Source organism: Pseudomonas sp. LBUM1644 (assembly GCF_059716195.1).
This window is the reverse complement of the sequence record NZ_CP166812.1, coordinates 331563-353597: the sequence shown is the minus strand read 5'-3', so window position 1 is coordinate 353597 and position 22035 is coordinate 331563. Positions and strand designations below refer to the sequence as shown.

Here is a 22035-nt window from a genome sequence, read left to right as displayed (position 1 = left end):
TGAGAGTTTGTTATTAACTCACCAGACGCTCCGGAGATGTCCGTTGTCCGTCGCGTCTCGCTTTTGGGGAGCCGCGCCTTGGCACGCTGGTGTTTTGTAGAAATCAGTTCAGGTCAGGTCAGGTAACGTGTTGTGCAGCAAAATCGGGTCTTTCAATACACCGGCAGCGGCGGCGATGTCCGGGGCTAGCCAGCGGTCCTGGTCGTAGGCCGGAACCCGCTCGCGCAGCAGGCGCCAAGCCGCATCGGTGCCGGCACCGAAGCGTTGTTCCTTGAGAAATTCAAACGCCTGGGCCGCCAGCAGGTACTCGATGGCGAGGATCTGCGTGCAGTTCTCCAGGGCACGGTGCAGCTTCAGCGCGGCGTTGGTGCCCATGCTCAGGTGGTCTTCCTGCAGGCCCGAGGTGACGTAGTTGTCGAGTACCGCCGGCTGCGCCAGTTGGCGGTTTTCGGCACACAGCGAAGCGGCGACGTACTGGACGATCATCATCCCGGAATTCACCCCCGGGTTAGCCACCAGGAATGCCGGCAGGCCGCTGACGTGCGGGTTGATCAAGCGGTCGAGGCGACGCTCGGCGATGGAGCCGATTTCCGCCATGGCTATCGCGAGCAAATCCGCCGCCAATGCCACTGACTGGCCGTGCGGGTTGGCTTGGGACATCACGCGGAAGCTGTCCGGCGTGCCCAACAACATCGGGTTGTCGGTGACGGAGTTGAGTTCGGTTTCGATCTGCTTTCTGGCGTGCTCAAGCTGATCGCGTGCAGCGCCGTGGACTTGCGGAATCGAGCGGATGCTCAGCGCATCCTGGGTGCGGATGCCTTTGCTGCTGGCAATCACTTCACTGCCATCGAGCAACGCCCGCAGGTTGATGCCGACTTGCTGCATACCTGGGTGCGGTTTAAGCGCGATGATTTCGGCATCGAACGCGGCGATCTGGCCGCGCTGGGCTTCAAAACTCATGGCACCGATCACGTCGGCCCACTGCACCAGACGCGTGGCGTCAGCGAGCGCGAGGCAGCTGAGGCCGGTCATGCACGGCGTGCCGTTGACCAGGCACAAGCCATCTTTGGCACCGAGTTGCACTGGCTGCAGACCTTCTTCAGCCAAGGCTTGCTGCGCGGAAACGATTTGCCCGCGATAGCTGACATTACCGACGCCCAGCAGCGCGATGCTGATGTGCGCCATGTGAGTCAGGTAACCGACCGAACCCTGGGATGGCACTTGCGGCGTGATGCCGCGATTGAGCAGCGCCAGCAGCGCTTCGACCACCCGGCGATGAATGCCGGATTTGCCTTGGCTGTAATTGAGGATCGCAGCGCAGAGGATCGCGCGGGTCTGCTCGTCGGCCAATGGCGCGCCAACGCCACAGGCGTGGCTGAGCAAGGTGTTACGTGACAGTTGGCTGAGTTGTTCGTCTTTGAGCGAGACGTTGCACAAGGCGCCGAGGCCGGTGTTGACGCCATAGGCGCGTTCGCCGCTGGCGACGATGCGCTGGACGATGGCCTGGGCATTTTCGATGCGCGCCCAAACCTCGGCCGACAGTTCGAGCTGTGCGCCATGGCGGGCTACGGCAACCACATCCTGCCAACGCAACGGGGCGTTGGCGATTACGATTTTTTCAGCCTGGGACATCTGGAGCCTCATACCAATTCTGTTGATCAATGAAACCCTGTGGCGAGGGGGCTTGCCCCCGTCGGGCTGTGGAGCAGCCCCAAAAAATCTGCGACCGCTGCGCGGTCGAACGGGGGCAAGCCCCCTCGCCACAATGGATTTCACAACTTGCCAATCATCAACCTCAAACCACCGCCGCCCGCCGCTGTACGAACCGGTCCACATACTCATCCGCCGGCGAATGCAGGATCTCTCGCGGCGTGCCGACCTGAATCAGGCGGCCGTCCTTGAGGATCGCAATGCGGTTGCCGATGCGCACGGCCTCGTCGAGGTCATGGGTGATGAAGACGATGGTCTTGTGCAGGGTTTTCTGCAGTTCCAGCAACTGATCCTGCATCTCGGCACGGATCAGCGGATCGAGCGCACTGAACGCTTCGTCCATCAAGATGATGTCGGTGTCTGCCGCCAAGGCACGCGCCAGGCCCACACGCTGACGCATGCCGCCCGAGAGCTGGTGCGGGTATTTGTTTTCGTAGCCCTTGAGGCCCACGGTATTGATCCAGTGCAGCGCACGTTCGGAGCACATTTGCTTGCTCTCGCCACGCACCTTCAAGCCGTAAGCGACGTTATCCAATACGGTCTTGTGCGGCAGCAGGCCGAAACTCTGGAACACCATGCTGATCTTGTGCCGGCGAAATTCGCGCAGGGCTTCCATGTCGTATTGCAGGATGTCCACGCCGTCCACCAGGATCGCGCCGCTGGTCGGGTCGATCAGGCGATTGAAGTGGCGCACCAGGGTCGATTTACCGGAACCCGACAGGCCCATGATCACGAAAATCTCGCCAGTGCCTATGCTCAGCGACAGGTCGTTCACACCGACCACACAACCGGTTTCGGACAGCACCTGATCCTTGGTTTTGCCCTGACCGATCATCGCCAGTGCATCCTTGGAACGATTGCCAAAAATCTTGAAGACGTTTTTGACTTCGATCTTGCTGATGGCTTCGTTGCTCATTTGCTCACCTCATGCCGTGGCCGACCATACGCCTGAGTAATGCGGTCGATGACCACTGCCAGAATCACGATCGCCAGACCGGCTTCAAGGCCACGTCCGACGTTGAGGGTCTGAATCCCCACCAACACGTCTTCGCCCAGGCCACGGGCACCGATCATCGAGGCGATGACCACCATCGACAGGGCCATCATGGTGGTCTGGTTGATCCCGGCCATGATGCTCGGCAGGGCCAGTGGCAGTTGCACGCCAAACAGTTGCTGCCAGCGGTTGGCACCGAAGGCGTTGATCGCTTCCATCACCTCACCATCGACCTGGCGGATGCCCAGATCGGTCAGGCGAATCAGCGGCGGCGCGGCGTAGATCACGGTGGCGAAGATCGCCGGGACCTTGCCCAGGCCAAACAGCATCAGCACCGGGATCAGGTACACGAAACTCGGCATGGTCTGCATGATGTCCAGCAGCGGCATCAGCACCGAACGCAGGCGATTGCTGCGCGCCGAGAGAATGCCCAGCGGGATGCCGATCAGCACCGAAATGACGGTTGCCACCATCATCAGCGCGAGGGTCTGCATCAGCTTGTCCCACAGGCCGACCGCGCCCACCAGGAACAGCAAACCGACGATAACGGCCGTGGTCACGACTTTGCGGGTTGCATGCCAGGCAACGCCCGCCACGATTGCCAGCATCAGCCACCAAGGGGCCGCACGCAGCAGGCTTTCAAGATTGACGATGGCCCACAACAGGGTATCGGAGATGTGCCGAAACACGTCGCCGTAGTTGGTGACCAGCGAATCAACCCAACCGTTGACCCAGTCGGCGATAGAAAAGGTAAAGCTTTCGGGAAACATAAGAGACTCTCAATCAAGGGGTTGCGATCAAGCGTCCGGCTGCCGTCGCTGGCAGTCGGAAAGGCTCAACCTACAAGGCCGCGTCGATTTTCTTGGCTGCGTCGTCGCTCACCCATGCGTGCCAGACTTCAGGATGTTCCTTCAAGAAGATCTTGGCCAGTTTTGGCGATTCGATCCGCTCTTTGGTCATGCGCCCAAGGTTCTGGTTCAAGATGTCGATCGGCAGGTTGACCTTTTCCAGTACGGCCACCAGTTCCGGGGCTTCGTCGTGGAAGGTCTTGGACAGGCCGACCTTGATGGTCACGCTCTTGTCCACGCCTGGCTTCTCTTCCAGTTTCACCAGATCAACCTGGCCCATCAGCGGCGTTGGCGACCAGTAGTAGAACAGGATCGGCTCGCCACGCTTGTAGCTCGACAGCACCGCCGCATCCAGCGCCGGGCCGGTGCCTGGGCGGAAGTTGGTGTAGGTGCTTTCCAAGCCATAGCTTTTCAGCATTTCGCTGTTGTCCAGCTCACAGGTCCAACCGGCCGGGCAGTTGTAGAAACGGCCCTTGGACGGTTCTTCCTGATCCTTGAACACGGCGGAGTACTTGGCCAGGTCAGCGATGTTTTTCAGGTCCGGCGCCTTCGGCTCCAGCTTGCGCTTGGCGTCGCCTTCGATCACGTAGCGCGGCACGTACCAGCCTTCGATTGCACCGACCACCGGAGCGCCGACACCGACGACTTTGCCGGCCTTCTCGGCCTTGTTCCAGACTTCGCTGCGGCCGACCCACTCTTCGGCGAACACTTGAATATCGTTGCTGCTCAGGGCGTTTTCCATGGTGATCGAGTTGCCCGGCAGGCTGTCAGTCTTGCAGTCGTAGCCTTTCTCCAACACGACTTGCAGCACGTCGGTCAGCAGCATGGCGCTTTCCCAGTTCAGGCCGGCGAATTTCACCGGTTTGCCCGACTCGCACCAACCCGCCGCCTGAGTGGCGCCGGCACTGGCGAGCAGGCCCATGGAAAGCAATGTGGTCAGCAGGGTCTTGTTCGATTTCATTGTGTGACGCTCCTAATCATGAATTGGCTTACGGCAGTCAAGAGGCATCCAGCCCTGTCCACGTCCAATCAGGCCTGCGCCGCAGCGCGACCGACATTCGGCTTTTGTCCGGTAATCGCGTCCTGCTCGACCGGCAGGATCAGTTGATCGGGCACTGCTCCGTGCCATTTTTTCGCGCACACGTAATACAGGGCTGCGGGAAGCACCAGACCGATGATCCAGGAAATATCCACATCGCCCAGTGCCGCCACCAGCGGACCGGTATAGAACTTGGTAGAAATGAACGGCAGTTGCACCAGCACACCGAAGACATAGACGCTGATACCGAGGGGATTCCAACGGCCGTAGCGACCGTTCGGATCGGCCAGTGCCGGCACGTCATAGCGCTCGCGAGTGATGCAGTAGTAGTCCACCAGGTTGATCGCGCTCCATGGCGTAAAGAACGCCAGCAAGAACAGGATGAAAGACTTGAACGCGCCGAGGAACGAGTGCTGACCGAGCAACGCCATCAGGGTCGCCGTACCGACGATGACCAGCACGAAGACCAGACGCTGCAAGCGCGATACCTTCAGCTCACCGCGGAAACCGCTGATGACGGTCGCGATGCACATGAAGCTGCCGTAGGAGTTCAGCGTGGAGATGGTGACCTTGCCGAACGCGATGCTGAAGTACAGCAGCGCAGCGGTGGCACCGGTACCGCCCAAGCCAACGATGTAGGCCACTTCGTGACCAGCGAATTGCCCATTGGCCGAGGCTGCGGCAAACACGCCGAGGATCATCGCCACCTGTGCGCCGATGACCGAACCCGCGCCAGCGGCGAAAAAAGTTTTCACCGAGGAAGTTTTGCTGGGAAGGTAGCGCGAATAGTCAGCCACGTAAGGGCCGAAGGCGATCTGCCAGGATGCCGCGAGCGACACCGCCAGCAGGAAGCTGCTCCAGCTGAAGTGGCGGATTTGCAGCAGTGCGCCAACGTCGGTCTGGCCCACGAGACGAGTGAACAGGAAAACAAAGGCAATCACGCCAATGACACTGGCAACACGGCCAATCCAATGGATCACCCGATAACCGAGCACCGTTACCAGCACGATGACACTGGCGAAAATAAGGATACCGACACTGTCGCTGACGCCAAACAGCTGGCCCAGCGCCTGGCCGGAAAGCACGGTTCCCGTTGCGGTGAAACCGAGGTACATCAAACACACCAGCACGATCGGGATGGCCGCGCCATACACGCCGAACTGGACCCGGCTGGAGATCATCTGCGGCAGGCCAAGCTTTGGACCTTGCGCCGCATGCAGCGCCATCACCCCGCCGCCCAGCAGTTGACCGATCAACAGACCGATCAACGACCAGAACACATCACCGCCCAGCACCACGGCCAGGGCCCCGGTGACAATCGCAGTGATCTGCAAGTTGGCGCCCATCCACAGGGTGAACTGGCTTAATAGACGACCGTGTCTTTCCGCTTCCGGGATGTAGTCGATCGAGCGCTTCTCGATCAACGGTTTACTGCCTGCACGATCGCTGTTAACAGCCATGATTCAACCTCTGTGGATTGTTGGTCGGTGTTGTTTTGTTTCTATGTAGGAGCTGCCGCAGGCTGCGATCTTTTGATCTTCGGCGTCACTGATGACGCCAAAAGATCGCAGCCTGCGGCAGCTCCTACAGGTTTTGTATCGAGCCAAAGCCTGTTTTACTTGCCGGTAATCATCGGCAGGTTCAGGCCTTGTTCCTTGGCGCAGTCGATCGCGATCTGGTAACCCGCATCGGCGTGACGCATGACACCGGTGGCCGGGTCGTTGTGCAGCACGCGAGCGATACGCTCGGCCGCTTCGTCAGTACCGTCGCAGACAATCACCATGCCCGAGTGCTGGGAGAAGCCCATGCCGACGCCGCCGCCATGGTGCAGGGAAACCCAGGTCGCGCCGCTCGCGGTATTGAGCAGGGCGTTGAGCAGTGGCCAGTCGGACACAGCATCGGAACCGTCTTGCATCGACTCGGTTTCGCGGTTCGGGCTGGCAACGGAGCCGGAGTCCAGGTGGTCGCGACCGATCACGATTGGCGCGGACAATTCACCGCTGCGGACCATTTCGTTGAACGCCAGGCCGAGCTTGGCGCGCAGGCCCAGGCCAACCCAGCAGATACGTGCCGGTAGACCCTGGAAGCTGATGCGCTCGCGCGCCATGTCCAGCCAGTTGTGCAGGTGGGCGTCGTCCGGGATCAGCTCTTTGACCTTGGCGTCGGTTTTGTAGATGTCTTCAGCGTTACCCGACAGTGCAGCCCAACGGAATGGGCCGATGCCACGGCAGAACAGTGGACGGATGTAGGCCGGTACGAAGCCTGGGAAGTCGAACGCGTTTTCCACGCCTTCTTCCTGGGCCATCTGACGGATGTTGTTGCCGTAGTCGAAGGTTGGAATGCCCATTTTCTGGAATTCGAGCATCGCTTTAACGTGTACAGCCATCGATTGCTTGGCGGCTTTCACTACTGCAGCGGGTTCGGTCTTGGCGCGAGCGCGGTACTCTTCCCAGGTCCAGCCGGCCGGCAGGTAACCGTTGAGCGGGTCGTGGGCGCTGGTCTGGTCGGTGACCATGTCCGGGCGCACGCCGCGCTTGACCAGTTCCGGCAGGATTTCAGCCGCGTTACCCAGCAGAGCGATGGAAATCGCCTTGCCTTCCTTGGTGTATTTGGCGATGCGGGCCAGCGCGTCGTCGAGGTCGGTGGCTTGCTCGTCGACATAACGGCTGTTCAGGCGGAAATCGATACTGACCTGCTGGCATTCGATGTTCAGCGAGCAAGCACCGGCCAGGGTCGCGGCCAGAGGTTGTGCGCCGCCCATGCCGCCCAGACCTGCGGTCAGGACCCAGCGACCTTTCAGGTCATCGTTGTAATGTTGGCGACCGGCTTCGACGAAGGTTTCGTAGGTGCCTTGAACGATGCCCTGGCTGCCGATGTAGATCCAGCTGCCGGCAGTCATCTGGCCGTACATGGCCAGGCCTTTCGCGTCGAGTTCGTTGAAGTGTTCCCAGCTCGCCCAGTGTGGCACCAGGTTGGAGTTGGCGATCAGTACACGCGGGGCGTTGCTGTGAGTCTTGAACACGCCGACCGGCTTGCCGGATTGCACCAGCAGGGTCTCGTCGTCGTTCAGGTTGGTCAGGCTTTCAACGATCTTGTCGTAGCATTCCCAGTTACGCGCTGCACGACCGATACCACCGTAAACCACCAGTTCTTTAGGGTTCTCGGCGACTTCCGGGTCGAGGTTGTTCATCAGCATGCGCAGCGGCGCTTCGGTCAGCCAGCTCTTGGCGGTCAGCTTGTTACCGCGTGCGGCACGAATTTCAACGTCACGAAACTTAGTAGGTTTCTGGGTATTGTCAGTCACGAAAAAGACTCCTCAGCGATCAATTCAAACCAGCCCTGGCAGTGGGCAAGCCAGCCTGTGCGCGTCAAAGCGCCACAAGCGAATCAGTGGACGCTGCGAGGAGTCTCGATCGACTCATACGCATACGTCTTTACTTGTACATACAAGCATATGCAATCAAGCGGCCAACTTGTTGGATGGGCGTTCAAGAAAAGTTTTGGAAGGGCTGGAAAGCGCTTGGATCAAGGGTTTCGGCGAAGATGAAATTTTTCAGGGGGATTTTGCGGGGAGAGTGACAGATGTTACTTGAGCGTGGTTTTGCGCCACGCTGGGGCGTTAGGTAACAAAGTGGTGCGCGCTGAGAAACAGGAACAGGTGGCTGCTATTGTGGCGAGGGGATTTATCCCCGTTGGGCTGCGCAGCAGTCCTATTTTTTGGGGCCGCTTCGCGGCCCAACGGGGATAAATCCCCTCGCCACATTAGATTTCTAGAGCAGTTAACCGCGTGTAGTCAGCTCAATCACACAGCACGAGCCATTACTGGAGACTTCCAGCAGGCCAGTGTTACCGACGAGCTGCAGGCAATCATGGTGACCGAGTTGCGAGACACTGTTGCCGACCTTCACTTCCAGCGCTTCGGATACGCTGAAAATCAACAAGGTTGTGGCCTCGCTGAAAAACCGCTGGTCGCCATTCAACCACTGCAACCGCGCGCTGTAACGCTGCGGCGCATAGATCAGGTTGAAATCGCGAATCGGCCCGCCGAGCAATGTGCAGGACACCTGGCTCTCACCGCTGAAGGCGAACGGATCAGTCGGTAACAACGGCCGCGTGGCCTGGCCATCAACCGACAAGGTCATTCCGTCGCCCTGCAAGACGGTGATGATCCGCTCGTAACCGGCAAACGTGGAAAACCCACCCGACTCTTCAATATCGGCAATCGACAGGCGCCAGCCGAAACCATCAAGGCCGGTGCCTGCATCGCGGGTAATTTCTTCAGTGCTGCCGCCGCCGTTTTTCCATGGCATGCGTGGGTAATCTTTTGCGCGTAAAACCTTCAAACCATTCATTTATGAAAGCGTCCTTCCAGACGATGACGGGAACCAGGGTGGATCAAACGTGCGGCGGTCACCGGCTGACGGCCGGACCAGGTGCGGCGGCGAATCAGCAGGCACGGCTCGCCTTTTTCAATCTGCAACAACTTGCACTCGCTGGCCTCGGCCAGAATCGCCTCGACCACGTGCTCGCCTTCGGTCAGCGGCGCGACCTGGTTCAAATAGGCGTAAGGCGTTTGCAGGGTGAAATCCTGCTTGAGGTAATCCGGAGCCACCAGCGCGTTGACGAAACGATCTTCGATTTGCACCGGGATGTCGTTTTCGAAATGCACGATCAGCGAGTGGAACACCCTCTGGCCTTCGCGCATGTCCAAGGCCAAGGCACGCTCGGAACCGGCAGCCTCTTCTTCAAGGGTGATTACCTTGCACGTGTGGCGATGACCACGGGAGGCGATTTCGTCGGCGATGTTGTGCACTTCGAACAGCGCGGACTGGCTTTTCGGCTCGGCGACGAACGTGCCGACGCCTTGCATGCGCACCAACAGACCGTCGGCGGTCATCTCGCGCAATGCGCGGTTGATGGTCATGCGGCTGAAACCCAGTTGGTTGACCAGCTCGCTTTCCGACGGAACGCGGTAGTGCGGTGGCCAGTTTCCACTGTCGATTTGCTGGGTGATCATCTGTTTGACGCGGGCGTACAAGGGCGCCGGACTGTCGCCCATGTGTGCGGCCAACGGAGAGACTGCAGGCGGAGTCGGCACAGTTAATCCTTGTTCGTTTAGTAGAGGTTGCTAGCTTGCCGGAGTTTACCGAGCAGGCAAACGTCTGTATATGTATATACAAATAACACACGATGGGGTGCTGAACCATGTCCGCCTTCTTTGCCGAACGCGCGCTGCTGCCTAGTGGATGGGCCAACAATGTACGTCTTGAGGTCAGCGCCGACGGCGTTTTGACCCATATCCAGGCCGATTCCCATGCAGATGGTGCCGAACGGCTAAGCGGTCCGCTACTGCCTGGCATGCCGAACCTGCACTCCCACGCCTTCCAGCGCGCCATGGCTGGATTGGCGGAAGTGGCGGGCAATCCGAACGATAGTTTCTGGACCTGGCGCGATTTGATGTATCGCCTCGTCGGAAAAATCAGCCCGGAGCAACTAGGCGTCATCGCCCGTCAGCTGTACATCGAAATGCTCAAGGCTGGTTACACGTCGGTCGCGGAATTTCATTACGTGCACCATGACACGAGCGGCCAACCTTACGCAGATCCAGCCGAACTGGCTCTGCGCATCAGCCAGGCAGCAAGCTCCGCTGGAATCGGTTTGACCCTGCTGCCGGTGCTCTACAGCCATTCCGGTTTCGGCGGCCAGGCCCCGAACGAAGGCCAGCGGCGTTTTATCAACAGCACTGAAAACTACCTGAAGCTTCAATCGCGCTTGCAGCCGATCCTGGCGCAGCAACCGGCGCAGTCGCTCGGTTTGTGTTTCCACTCGCTGCGCGCGGTAACACCGCAGCAGATCAGTGAAGTGCTCGCCGCCAGTGACAAACACTGCCCGATCCACATTCACATTGCCGAACAGCAAAAGGAAGTCGACGACTGCCTGAGCTGGAGTGGTCGTCGTCCACTGCAATGGCTGTATGAAAATACCGACGTCGATCAGCGCTGGTGCCTGGTCCACGCAACCCACGCCAATGCTGAAGAAGTCAGCCTGATGGCGAGGAGTCGCGCCATCGCCGGCCTGTGCCTGACCACTGAAGCGAACCTCGGCGACGGGATTTTCCCGGCCGTGGATTTCCTCGCTCAGGGTGGACGCATGGGGATCGGTTCCGACAGCCATGTGTCGTTGAGCGTGGTGGAAGAATTGCGTTGGCTGGAATACGGCCAGCGTCTGCGTGATCAGCGGCGTAACCGGTTGTATGGCGCGGACCAGCCGATGGTCGGCCGTACGCTCTATGACGCTGCGCTGGACGGCGGCGCTGAGGCATTGGGTCAACCGATTGGTGCGCTGGAAGTTGGCAAGCGCGCGGATTGGTTGGTGTTGGACGGCAACGATCCGTATCTGGCGACCGCCAGTGGCGACGGGATTTTGAATCGCTGGTTGTTTGCGGGTGGCGATCACCAGGTGCGGGATGTGCTGGTCAATGGCCAATGGGTTGTACGGGATGGGCGGCACGCGGGCGAAGAGGAAAGTAACCGCGCGTTTACCCAAGTCCTGCGCGACCTCCTCGGTTAAAAGCAAAAGATCGCAGCCTGCGGCAGCTCCTACAGAATCACTCGATCCCTGTAGGAGCTGCCGCAGGCTGCGATCTTTTTTCAGTCGCGCCGTTAATTCGAGGTCTTGGCCATCTGCGTATCCGACGCACGCCAGATCAATCGCGTGGTGTCGTAGCCCTGCTGACGCGCCTTGCTCAGCAACTCCTCACGCACTACGCCGTTGACCGTCGGGGTCCGGGACAGCAGCCACAGATACTTGCGGCTCGGGTCGCCGACGATGGCGGTCTTGTAGTCGTCGCTGACAAAAAGCACCCAGTATTCGCCCTTCGCCACACCCGGAATCAAACGAGAAAACCAGGTATCGAACTCGACCCACAATTTGTCGGTCTTGCCCGGTACTTGTGGGTAAGCCGTGCCCTTGGCCTCTTCCCATTGCCAGTCCGCTGTCAGGCAGCGGTTCAGCACCAACACCGTGTCGTCTGGCTTGAGGGTGTAATGGGCTTCGGATTGCGCGCAATTGCGCTGGAAATACATAGGCAGACGAGCCAACTCGTACCAGGTCCCTTGGTAGCGCTTGAGGTTGACGCTGCTGACCGTTTTGGGTGCCAAAGGGTCTGTGCCGGAAGTGGCACAGCCGGCCAGTACCAGGCCGGCAAAAAGAACTATCAAAAACCGCATCATTGTTTTTCTCCCGCGGGCGCATCGCCCCGGTTTACTTCAGGCCTTGGCCGGAAAACATCAGCACTTTGTCACCGGCATACTGCACGCTGATAAAGCTGTTCTTGTCGCCCCAGGTGCAACTGGACATGCCGAGCGCGCCCGAACAGTCCGCCGGTTTGCCCAGCAAGGTTTCAACCTCGGCCTTGGGCATGCCGGCCGACAGTTTTGAATAGTTTTCCTGATTGACCTTGCTGCATGCGGCCAACAACACGCAGAACGAAAGCAGGGCGATAGATCGCAGCGACATTGTGCAACTCCAGGGCGAAGGGGATTGGCATGGCTGCCAAGCAGAAGGTTAGAAGAGAAAACCCCTGTCTGGTTCCCTGGCCGGCTGGCTATTTATTAGGCCGCTCGTCTGCCATTTCTCGAAAAATCAGCCACTTTCTTTCGCTGTTGGGCATTTCGTCGTTTTTCGTCAAAGACGCCTAATCTTTGGCGCCGGCCAGTCGACATAGATGCAGCGCAAGACGCCCCTGTAGATCAGTCCCTCCGCGGTAGTTTATCTAATGACCAGAAACATGAAGTTCAGCCACAAGATCCTGTTGGCTGCTGCCCTCGTGGTGGCCGTTGCATTTGCCTGTTTCATCCTGTTCAACGATTACCGTCAGCGCCAGACCCTGCGCAGCAATACCGAGTCCTCGATGCAGGAACTCGGCAGCCTGACCACCAGCAACATCCAGACCTGGCTGGAAAGCCGCATCCAGTTGCTGCAATCGTTGTCCCAGCAAATTGCGGTTGATGGCAGTGCCCCGGCCAATCTGAAGCGCGCCATAGACCTGCCGGCCTACACCAGCAACTTCCAGCTGAGCTACTTCGGCGGCACGGACGGCGTGATGTTTTCGGTGCCGGCGGGCAATCGTGCCGCCGACTACGACCCCCGCGCACGCGGCTGGTACAAGGCGGCCAACAGTGCGCAACAGACCATCGTGACTGAACCGTACATCGCTGCATCCTCCGGCAAACTGGTGATCACGGTCGCTACGCCGGTACAGCGTCTGGGCCAAATGATCGGCGTCGCCGGGGCAGACATTGACCTGTCCAGCGTCAGCGCGATCATCAACTCGCTGAATTTCGGCGGTCACGGCCATGCGTTCATCGTCAGCGCCGACGGCAAGATCTTGATTCATCCAGACAACAAACTGGTGCTCAAAGGCCTCGCCGATGCTTATCCGAACGGCGCGCCGAACGTCAGCCCGGGCCTGAAAGACGTCGAGATCGACGGCAAGCGCCAGTTCATCTCGTTTACCCACGTCAACGGCGTACCGTCGGCGGACTGGTATGTGGCGCTAGTGCTGGATCAAGACACCGCGTTCTCGATGCTCAGCGAATTCCGCACGTCGGCGATCATCGCCATGGTGATTGCCGTGGTGATCATCATTGCGCTATTGGGCATGTTGATCAGCTTCCTGATGCAGCCGCTGCTGACCATGGGGCGCGCCATGCACGACATTGCCGAAGGCGAAGGCGACCTGACCAAACGCCTGACCATTCATGGCCAGGACGAGTTCGGCGCGCTGGGCACTTCGTTCAACCGGTTTGTGGAACGTATTCATACCTCGATTCGGGAAGTAGCCTCGGCCACCGGCCAAGTCAACGAAGTCGCCTTGCGCGTGGTGGCGGCGTCGAATTCGTCGATGTTCAACTCTGACCAGCAAGCCTCGCGCACCAGCAGTGTCGCCGCGGCGATCAACGAACTGGGCGCCGCCGCCCAGGAAATCGCCCAGAACGCCGCCCTCGCCTCACAGCATTCGAGCGATGCCCGCAGCTTGGCCGAAGAGGGTCAGCAAGTGGTAGATAAAACCATCGCAGCGATGCAGCAGCTCTCGGCGAAAATCAGCGATTCGTGCGGCAATATCGAAACGCTCAACAGCAACACGGTGAACATCGGGCAAATTCTGGAAGTCATCACCAGCATCTCCCAACAAACCAATTTGCTGGCGTTGAACGCGGCCATCGAAGCGGCTCGTGCCGGTGAAGCCGGACGCGGTTTTGCCGTGGTTGCCGACGAAGTGCGCAACCTCGCCCACCGCACTCAGGATTCGGCACAGCAAGTGCAAAAGATGATCGAGGAACTGCAAGTCGGCGCCCGGGAAGCGGTCAGCACCATGACCGACAGCCAGCGCCAGAGCGAAAGCAGCGTCGGCATCGCCAACCAGGCTGGCGAGCGCCTGGGCAGCGTGACCCAACGGATTGGCGAGATCGACGGGATGAACCAGTCCGTGGCGACAGCGACTGAAGAACAGACCGCCGTGGTGGAGTCGATCAACGTCGACATCACCGAGATCAACACGCTGAATCAGGAAGGGGTGGAGAATTTGCAGGCGACGTTGCGGGCTTGTTCGGATCTTGAGCAGCAGGCGGCGCGGTTGAAGCAGTTGGTGGGTAGCTTCAGGATCTAAAGATCAACAGATCGCAGCCTTCGGCAGCTCCTACACGCAATCCCTGTAGGAGCTGCCGCAGGCTGCGATCTTGGCGTCCTGTAAGGCACGGAAAACATCCCGCATCACCCACAACGAATCGCTGGTCGGCGCAATAAGACGCAAGACTGAATTAAGACTAAACTCGGTCCTATTCAATCTGGCGAGGCTCCCTCCATGAAGCTTTCATCTCAAATAAAGCCGATCAGTTACCTGAAAAGCCATACCGCCGAAATCGTCAAAACACTCACAGAAAGCCGTGAACCTTTGGTGATCACCCAAAACGGTGAAGCGAAGCTTGTGGTCATGGACGTGAAAAGTTTTGAAGAGCAGGAAGACACCATGGCCTTGCTCAAGCTCTTGGCTATGGGGAATCGTGAGATAGAAGAAGGCAAATTTCGCGATGCCGAGGATGTCTTTTCAGAGTTGGACGGGGCTGACCACCCATGAGTTTAAAGGTCGTCCTTCTTCAGTCCGCCGAAACAGACCTAAAAGACCTTCGTACCTATCTCATCAAACAGTTCTCTACCCAAATCTGGCAAAGCACTTACGCCAACCTTAAGGTCGCCATCCGTCTTTTGGGGACACAGCCCTATGCAGGGTCGATTCCGGAAGAAATCGAGAAGCTGAATCTCAGCCAATACCGACAGATCCTTTCAGGAATGAACCGGATCATTTATGAGGTTCGTGAACAGACGATCTACATCCACATCATTGCTGACATTCGAAAGAGCCTGCCAGCACTGCTCATGAAGCGGCTGTTTCAGGGAAATCCATGAATGTGGAGCGCGGTTAAAAACGCGAGCCAGGCACGCTTAGAAACGCCAATTCTTCAGACGTAGACGCTCGCCCCAACACCGCATTGCGATGCGGAAACCGCCCAAACTGCGCAATCACCTTCTGGTGCTTCTCGGCATAGTCCAGATAATCGGTAAACAACGCTCGATCGGTCTCCGGCTGTTCTGCAACCAGATCCATAGAACGTGAAACCGCTTCGTTCTGTGTCGCCAGATGCTCGCAATGCTCAAACACCAGGTAGATAAACACCCGCTCAATCGGCCGCAACTGCCGATCGAAATCCGCAGCAATGCCTTGCGTCACTAGAGCCTGAGCCCTGACGTCGCCGGAAAAGGATTTGGGGGTATCGCGAAAGATCATCCGCGGCAGTTGATCGAGTAGCAGCACCAATGCCAGCCAACCTTCGGGGCATTGCGCCCACTCGGTCAATCCGCCGGCCAGTGCCTGCTCGACCCAGTCCCCGAAACGCGTCTGCGCTTCGAGGTCCTGGCTGTCGCGCTTGCCGAACCATAACTTGCCCTTCTCAGCCGCTACTTCGTTCGGTGTCTCGGCTTTACCGAACCACCATTCAAGCAACGGCTGCCAGGGCGCGGTCATGGTTTATTCCTTGTGGTAAGCCGTGACGCGTTCGACTTCTTCTTTCGAACCGAGGAACACCGCGACACGCTGGTGCAAGCCGTCCGGCTTGATGTCGAGAATGCGCTGATGGCCATCGGTGGAAGCGCCGCCAGCCTGTTCAACCAGGAACGACATCGGGTTGGCTTCGTACATCAGACGCAGCTTGCCCGGCTTCGACGGCTCGCGACTGTCGCGTGGGTACATGAACAGACCACCACGGGTCAGGATGCGGTGCACATCCGCAACCATCGCGGCGACCCAGCGCATGTTGTAGTTCTTTTTAAGCGGGCCTTCTTCACCCGCCAGCAGCTCACCGACGTAGCGTTGTACCGGAGCTTCCCAGTGACGCTGGTTGGAGGCGTTGATCGCGAATTCCTGAGTGGAGGTCGGGATCTGGATGTCTTCATGGGTCAGAACGAAGCTGCCCATTTCACGGTCCAGGGTAAAGCCTTTCACGCCATCACCCAGGGTCAGCACCAGCATGGTCTGCGGGCCGTAGATGGCATAACCGGCGGCTACCTGCTGGGTGCCTGGCTGCAGGAAGGCTTTTTCATTCAAGGCTTCGTTCTGGCTCAGGTATTCGCTCGGGCAACGCAACACCGAGAAGATAGTACCGACCGGTGCGTTGATATCGATGTTCGACGAGCCGTCCAGCGGGTCGAAAACCAACAGGTAGGCGCCTTTCGGGTATTTGCCCGGGATCTGGTAGGCGTTGTCCATTTCTTCGGACGCCATGCCGGCCAGGTGACCGCCCCATTCGTTGGCTTCGAGCAGGATCTCGTTGGAGATCACGTCGAGTTTCTTCTGCACTTCGCCTTGGACGTTTTCAGTACCCATGCTGCCCAGTACACCACCCAGGGCGCCTTTGGAGACTGCATGGCTGATTTCTTTACAAGCACGCGCCACCACTTCGATCAGGAAACGCAGATCGGCAGGGGTGTTGTTGCTACGGGTCTGCTCAATCAAATAGCGACTCAGGGTAACGCGGGACATGGAAGGCTCCGGTGGAATGGGGGGCTGGAAACCCGCGCAGTTTAACGCGAGTCGGGGCGCATTTCCTCCTATCAGACGTGATACACCCAATAGAGTTCATGCGCCGGGTTGAGCGTAGTTGCAAACGGGCCGGATGTGGTTTGGGGATCGATGGCAAATTGAACATTATCGCTGACAGATAAAGCGCATTCGCGAGCAAGCCCGCTCCCACAGGAATACTCAGTTCAATGTGGGAGCGGGCTTGCCCGCGAATGGCGCGCAGCGCCAGCCATCCTCAGGATTTGGCAGCAGGCTTGCGCAACAAGCTGAACGCCATCGCCCCCAGGAACAAAACACTCAGCAGCAACACCGCCCACAACCCGAACTTCTTCCAGTTCGTGTCAGTCGTCGCAGGCGTTATCGCTGTCGGCGCCGGTACCACAGCCGTTGCGCCATCAACCGACGCCTTGCCCAACGTCGCCAACTTCGCCGCGCTGTAGTCCGGGATCAGCGTCGCCAGCGGCAAGTTCGCCGCCTTCACTGTCGCGCTCCCCAGCGCCAGCCTATAAGGCCCGGGCCCACGCGCCAGGAACACCAATTGAGTCGAACGAACGGCGAACCGAACCGTCGGCGCTTCGCCACCCAGACCGCCGCCGCGATCGTCCACCGTCAGTTTCAACTGCTGCACGGTTTGCCCCGGCAGCTGCAATTCGTTCTGCACCACATCCTGGCCATTCTGGGTCAGGCGATAGAGTAAACCGCTGCTCAACGGCTGCCACGGCAGGCTGCTTTCGCGACGACCGGACAAGGTCACAGGCGCCAGGCTGTTCGGCTGGCTAAGCTCGACTTGCAAGCGCTCGACGTTCAGTCCCATCGGCAACTGCCAGGTGTACTCACCGGCTTTCACGCTGCTGCCGGCCAACGGTTGCGACCAGACCAACGGCAGCGGCAGGCTGCGGCTGCTGGCGCTTTCGAGTTGCGCCGAGGTCAGCGTCGGCGCCGATTGTGGCGTGTTCCACAGTAAGCGCAGATACCGCGCCGATTGCCCCGGCAGACCGATCTCATGTTGCTCTACCCGTTCGTCGGCGAACGACAACCGCGCCACCTGTCCTTCGCCCCACGATTGCCAATGCTGCAAGTCGTCGCTGGCTTCGATGCTGAATCGCTGGAAGCCCTCACGCTCGCTGGTCCAGTCCAGAACCAGTTGGCGCAATGGCGCCTTGATGCCGCTGGCATCGAGCAACCAGCCACGCAACACTTCTTCACCGGCCTCCAGTTGACTGGCTGGCTGCACCTCGACCAGCGTGCCGTCAGCGCTTGATTGCACACGAACACCTGGCGCGCGCTCGGTGGAATCGGCCGAGGTAAACAACGGAAACCATTTCACATCGGTCAGGGTGCGTGTTTCGCTGGTTTGCGCCGTTTCGCGAGCCAGGGCATAAGCCTGAACCTCACCGGCAGCGTTGAACACGCGCACATCGCTCAGGTCGGTCTGCCGCGCATTCAGTTGCACGTTCAAAGGCAATTCGAGGCGATACCACGGGCCTTCGCCACTCACGGTCAACGGCACTTGCGAGGCGAAGTCCGACGGGTTTTCCTGAGCGCTGGCCGACAGCGCCACGCCCAACGCTACAGCGCCCAACCAGACAAGGTTCAGCTTCTGACTCAAGACGACACTCCTTCGGTTTCCGGTGCCGGTTTTCCTGACTCCGGTGCTGCGTCGGCGCGCTTGGGCGGCAATGGGGCGAAATAGCCCACCACCAACAGCAACACGCCAACGCCGATAAACGACACGATCCGCGCCAATCCGCCGCGGTTACTCAATTCAACAAAGAACAGTTTGGCCACCACGACGCCGATCAACGCCGCGCCGATCAGCCAGACTTCGCGACGATGCCGCAGATGGCCGCCGATCATCAGACCCAGCGCCATCAAGGTCCAGACGATCGAAAGACCGGCCTGCACAAGCATGGATTCGAGCAACGCATCCAGCTCGAACGGCACGCCGCCCCAATGGTGAGCCGTGCGCATGACCAGCGCGGTAAAGAAGGCAAACAGCGAAATGCCAGCGATCAATTGCGTGGCGTGTGCGGCGTAGTCCTTGCGGATCGCCAGTTGCGTCACGGCGCTGCGGGACCAGGCGTAGACGCCGAACAGAGCGAACAGCAGGCCCAATTCCAACGGATTGATCAGCGGTACGTAAGGCAATGGCTCGGCGGTGCCATCGCTGACGATATTCGCCAACCAGAACCAGCCGAGCATCAGCAGCGCCAAGGGCGCTGCGGCGTACACCCGATACTCGCGCGAGAAGGTCGCCACCGGCCATGGCCACTGGCGAGGCGCAGCCATCAGCACCAGATACACACTCGGCAGAATCGCCCAGCCCAACCAGCGCCAGGCATTGTACTGCTCGGACAACAGCAGCAAGCCATAACGCAACTCCAGGGCCAGCACACCGATCAACAGCCAGCAACCGAGCACATGGGCGGTGCTGAGGGCGCGTGTCGGCAGCATCGGCGCCAGACGCCGCAGGGAGATGAAATGCACGCCGAACACTGCCGCCCATGCCAGCCAACCGAAGTTGGCCGCTGGGTGATACCGCGAGTGCCAAGCGCCCAGTAACACAACGCCGGCCGCAGGAATGAGCAAGGTGCAAAGCAAGCCGAGCGCCGACCATGTCAGGCGCAGCGCCAACCCGGTCCACAGCGCCACGCTGACCGCAACAACCGCCAACAACAGCGGCGCTTGCAGATTCACTGGCGCAAAACGCAAGACTTCACTGACCCACGCCAGCGCCCACCATCCCGCGCCCCACACCAGCAGCACTTGTGACAAGCGCTGCAAGCTCAACGCATCGAAGGCCGACGCGTGACTGCCGAGCTGCAAGCGCCAGGCCCCGACCAGTGCGGCAAGACCCAGCACCAGCGGCGTCCAGAACCCGCTGTGCGCCAGTGGTGTCAAACCTTCGCTGGCCAGCGGCCCGAGCAGATCCGGACCGGCGAGCATGAACGCGGCGCCACCGATCACCTGCAACAACAACCCGAAGACAAAACTCACACGCTGCTGCAAATACAGGCTGAGCCAGATGATCAACAGGCCACTGGCCGCCCACACCGCACTCGCGGTTTGCCAAGGCAAGACGAACAACACCGCCAAATTGATCAACACCAGACCGGCGAGCAGCACCACTGACAAACCGCGCAACAGTCGAACGTCACTGCGCACCATGTCGTCGCGGGCCGCCAGCAACATGCCGGCGATCAACGCCAGCCCGATCAGCGATGCGCTCAACAACCCGCTCCAACCGGCGCTGAACACGGCCGAGGAGTCACCGCCAGCCCCTTGCAGCCGCAGCAGGAACAACGCCCCACCTAACAATTGCACGGCAAACGCGGTGAACAGGAAAGTGCGCGATTGCAGTCGCAGGCCGACAAACAACGTCGCCAGGCCGGCCAGCGCCCAGCTGATCGCTGTGCCGTGAGTGAAGAAGAACAACGGCGCCAGCAGATAGAGAAAGGTCAGACCCAGGCACGCCAGCACGGGCAGGCCTCGGCGCTCCCACTCCGACGCCTGCTCGGGCAAGGCGTTGCGCAACTGATAGAAACTGAACAGCAATGCTACGCCGAGCATCAACGCGCCCAGCGGCGCACCGTCGAGCAGGCTGCTGTCGCCGATCCGCAACTCACTGAGAAATGCCAGCGCCGAGCCCAGTTGCAACAGCAAGGCGAACGCACGGGCCAGCGGTCGTTGTTGACGCAGGCCGAGCCAGAAAATCCCCGCGCCTTCCACGGCCCAGGCCGCGGCGGTCCAGCGTGCATCGAGCCCCAGCGGAATTGCCAGGCTGGCGAAGATTACGCCCAACGCCAGGCACGTCTCCGCCAGCAGCAACGCTCGACCGCCCATCAACAGACGCGCCAGCCCCATGTAGATCATGCCCAGCGCCAGCGCGCTGAAGGCGGCGGCGAACTCCAGATGCTGGACCAGCGCAAACTGCAAACCGAAGCCCACCAGCGGCGGACCAAACAGCATAGTACCGTCGACGTAATCGCCCTTGCGCACCGACCAGCGCAGTAGCGCATCGCGGCTGTCGTCCTCGGGCGCGTCGCTCATTTCCATCAACTTGCGTCGGGCAAACAGCAGGCCGATGGCCAGGTACATCACGAAAAACAGGATCAGAAACGGCTCGGTGCTCCACAACAGTTCCGGCGTATAGGAACGCAAGCCCCAGGCGAAGCCGATGCCGAAGGTGCCGACAAAACCGATCAGGTTGAGCAGACGCCAGGCCTTGAACCAGGCAATCGCGAGAATGCCCGCATTGAGCAAGCCGAAGTAGCTGAACAGGGCGACGTGATTGCCAGCACCTGTGGAGGTGAGGATGGGCGCGGCGAAACCGCCCAACGCGGCGGCGCACGCCAGGGCCAGGGAGTCCTGGGTAATTGCCAGAATGGCGGAAAACACGGTCACGGCTACCAACAAGCCAAGGGCAGCGGTCGGGTCGAGCAACGGATGTAAGCGCATCGCTGCAAACACCGTCAGGTACAACACGGCGATCCCGGTGCCTTGCAGCATCAACGCATAACTATTATTGCGATGACGCAGCCACCAGCCCAGTCCCAACAAACCCAACGCAGCCGCCGCCACCCCGGCGTAACGCAACTCGATGGGCACCACCATGCCTTCGGTGGCGTAACGCAGCAGGAACGCCAGACCGAGAAACAACAGCACCACGCCGACCCGCAGCACGGTGTTACCGCCGAACAGCCAGGCACGAGCACCGCTGATGGCGCGCTCGATGAAATTGGGGCCACGCGGGGCGGCGGGCTGTTGCGGCTCACGGGCGACCGGTTCCGGCTTCCAGGCATCGACCGTTGGACGACTGGGTTGGGTGGCCGCTGTGGTGATCGGTTCGAACTCAGGGGGGAGTTCCCAGACGAGTTCCGGCGCTTGGGCAGGGATGTCGTCGAGGATAAATTCAGGGGTTATGAAGGTGTCGCTGACATCAGGTTGACTGGCGGCTGGCATTTTAAAGCCGCTCACCTCCAACAACGTCAGGCGTTGCTGCACTGCATTCAGCGCAGTCTGCGCCTGCTCAAGCAGAAGGCGCTGCTCGGCCGATTGCGAACTCAAGCGGCCAATGCGAACAGCCTGGCCGATGCCCAATCCGAACAGGGCGCCCAACAGCGCATCGCTGAACGACTCATCGAGTATCCAGCCCAGCACCCCGCCAATCAGCATGAAAATCCATTGCATGGTCGATATCCCTAAGCGCATTGGCCAACCGGAACGGGTCGGCGCAGCCCGTATCGAAAAGATCGCAGCCTTCGGCAGCACCTACAAGTGCCGGGGCCACCAAGATATTAGGTGAACA

General features: G+C 59.8%; 19 protein-coding genes and 1 pseudogene. 6 read left to right on the top strand and 14 right to left on the bottom strand.

Annotated features, from left to right (window positions below; translation table 11 throughout):
- Positions 1–108: 108 nt before the first annotated feature.
- The 8 genes from hutH to hutC form a co-directional block, all read right to left on the bottom strand.
- Positions 109–1632: a histidine ammonia-lyase gene (gene hutH / locus ACA052_RS01685; RefSeq protein WP_497648115.1), complete on the bottom strand. Its 1524-nt coding sequence runs from the start codon at positions 1630–1632 to the stop codon at positions 109–111.
- A gap of 163 nt (positions 1633–1795) precedes the next feature.
- Positions 1796–2626, bottom strand: a complete 831-nt coding sequence (locus tag ACA052_RS01680) for a quaternary amine ABC transporter ATP-binding protein (RefSeq protein ID WP_497648114.1) — start codon at positions 2624–2626, stop codon at positions 1796–1798.
- Entirely contained in the window at positions 2623–3474 is an 852-nt protein-coding gene (locus ACA052_RS01675; protein ID WP_338584271.1) for an ABC transporter permease, read from the bottom strand. Before ACA052_RS01675 ends, ACA052_RS01680 begins: the two co-directional genes overlap by 4 nt.
- Positions 3475–3544: 70 nt before the next feature.
- Complete coding sequence (locus tag ACA052_RS01670) at positions 3545–4513, bottom strand: ABC transporter substrate-binding protein (RefSeq protein WP_213940163.1); 969 nt, start codon at positions 4511–4513, stop codon at positions 3545–3547.
- A gap of 68 nt (positions 4514–4581) precedes the next feature.
- Positions 4582–6051 carry a purine-cytosine permease family protein gene (locus ACA052_RS01665; RefSeq protein ID WP_497648113.1) on the bottom strand — a complete coding sequence of 490 codons (1470 nt, stop codon included), beginning with the start codon at positions 6049–6051 and terminating at the stop codon, positions 4582–4584.
- A 155-nt stretch (positions 6052–6206) separates the two neighbouring features.
- The gene (gene hutU / locus ACA052_RS01660; RefSeq protein WP_046052162.1) at positions 6207–7895 is read right to left on the bottom strand and encodes a urocanate hydratase; all 1689 of its coding nucleotides are present in this window, start codon (positions 7893–7895) and stop codon (positions 6207–6209) included.
- A gap of 475 nt (positions 7896–8370) precedes the next feature.
- Positions 8371–8943, bottom strand: a complete 573-nt coding sequence (locus ACA052_RS01655) for a HutD/Ves family protein (RefSeq protein ID WP_497648112.1) — start codon at positions 8941–8943, stop codon at positions 8371–8373.
- Positions 8940–9650, bottom strand: a complete 711-nt coding sequence (hutC, locus tag ACA052_RS01650; protein WP_178082336.1) for a histidine utilization transcriptional repressor HutC — start codon at positions 9648–9650, stop codon at positions 8940–8942. Before hutC ends, ACA052_RS01655 begins: the two co-directional genes overlap by 4 nt.
- A gap of 146 nt (positions 9651–9796) precedes the next feature.
- Between hutC and ACA052_RS01645 the strand changes: the two genes are divergently transcribed.
- Entirely contained in the window at positions 9797–11161 is a 1365-nt protein-coding gene (locus ACA052_RS01645) for a formimidoylglutamate deiminase (RefSeq protein WP_497648111.1), read from the top strand.
- A 92-nt stretch (positions 11162–11253) separates the two neighbouring features.
- Here ACA052_RS01645 and ACA052_RS01640 read toward each other — a convergent pair whose 3' ends face one another.
- Both ACA052_RS01640 and ACA052_RS01635 read right to left on the bottom strand, forming a co-directional pair.
- Positions 11254–11823 (bottom strand): lipocalin family protein, encoded by a 570-nt coding sequence (locus tag ACA052_RS01640; protein WP_497648110.1) that lies wholly within the window; start codon positions 11821–11823, stop codon positions 11254–11256.
- Between the two features lie 31 nt (positions 11824–11854).
- Positions 11855–12109: a hypothetical protein gene (locus ACA052_RS01635; protein WP_128872236.1), complete on the bottom strand. Its 255-nt coding sequence runs from the start codon at positions 12107–12109 to the stop codon at positions 11855–11857.
- A gap of 29 nt (positions 12110–12138) precedes the next feature.
- Between ACA052_RS01635 and ACA052_RS01630 the strand changes: the two genes are divergently transcribed.
- From ACA052_RS01630 to ACA052_RS01610, 5 genes and pseudogenes are all read left to right on the top strand, one after another.
- Positions 12139–12291, top strand: coding sequence for a hypothetical protein (locus ACA052_RS01630; protein ID WP_497648109.1), 153 nt, complete (start codon positions 12139–12141; stop codon positions 12289–12291).
- Between the two features lie 77 nt (positions 12292–12368).
- Positions 12369–13403, top strand: a pseudogene (locus ACA052_RS01625) (HAMP domain-containing protein); the annotation flags it as partial.
- A gap of 93 nt (positions 13404–13496) precedes the next feature.
- Positions 13497–14261, top strand: a complete 765-nt coding sequence (locus tag ACA052_RS01620; protein ID WP_497650252.1) for a methyl-accepting chemotaxis protein — start codon at positions 13497–13499, stop codon at positions 14259–14261.
- Positions 14262–14456: 195 nt separating this feature from the next.
- Positions 14457–14729 (top strand): type II toxin-antitoxin system Phd/YefM family antitoxin, encoded by a 273-nt coding sequence (locus ACA052_RS01615; RefSeq protein WP_497648108.1) that lies wholly within the window; start codon positions 14457–14459, stop codon positions 14727–14729.
- Complete coding sequence (locus ACA052_RS01610) at positions 14726–15058, top strand: type II toxin-antitoxin system RelE/ParE family toxin (protein WP_497648107.1); 333 nt, start codon at positions 14726–14728, stop codon at positions 15056–15058. Before ACA052_RS01615 ends, ACA052_RS01610 begins: the two co-directional genes overlap by 4 nt.
- Before the next feature lie 13 nt (positions 15059–15071).
- Here ACA052_RS01610 and ACA052_RS01605 read toward each other — a convergent pair whose 3' ends face one another.
- The 4 genes from ACA052_RS01605 to ACA052_RS01590 form a co-directional block, all read right to left on the bottom strand.
- Positions 15072–15674 (bottom strand): DUF924 family protein, encoded by a 603-nt coding sequence (locus ACA052_RS01605; protein ID WP_497648106.1) that lies wholly within the window; start codon positions 15672–15674, stop codon positions 15072–15074.
- Between the two features lie 3 nt (positions 15675–15677).
- Positions 15678–16688 carry a class 1 fructose-bisphosphatase gene (locus tag ACA052_RS01600; protein ID WP_497648105.1) on the bottom strand — a complete coding sequence of 337 codons (1011 nt, stop codon included), beginning with the start codon at positions 16686–16688 and terminating at the stop codon, positions 15678–15680.
- Between the two features lie 274 nt (positions 16689–16962).
- On the bottom strand, positions 16963–18336 hold the full coding sequence (locus ACA052_RS01595; RefSeq protein WP_497648104.1) for a DUF3999 domain-containing protein: 1374 nt from the start codon (positions 18334–18336) through the stop codon (positions 16963–16965).
- Positions 18333–21917: a DUF2339 domain-containing protein gene (locus ACA052_RS01590; protein WP_497648103.1), complete on the bottom strand. Its 3585-nt coding sequence runs from the start codon at positions 21915–21917 to the stop codon at positions 18333–18335. The genes ACA052_RS01595 and ACA052_RS01590 overlap by 4 nt, the downstream gene beginning before the upstream one ends.
- Between the last annotated feature and the right edge of the window lie 118 nt (positions 21918–22035).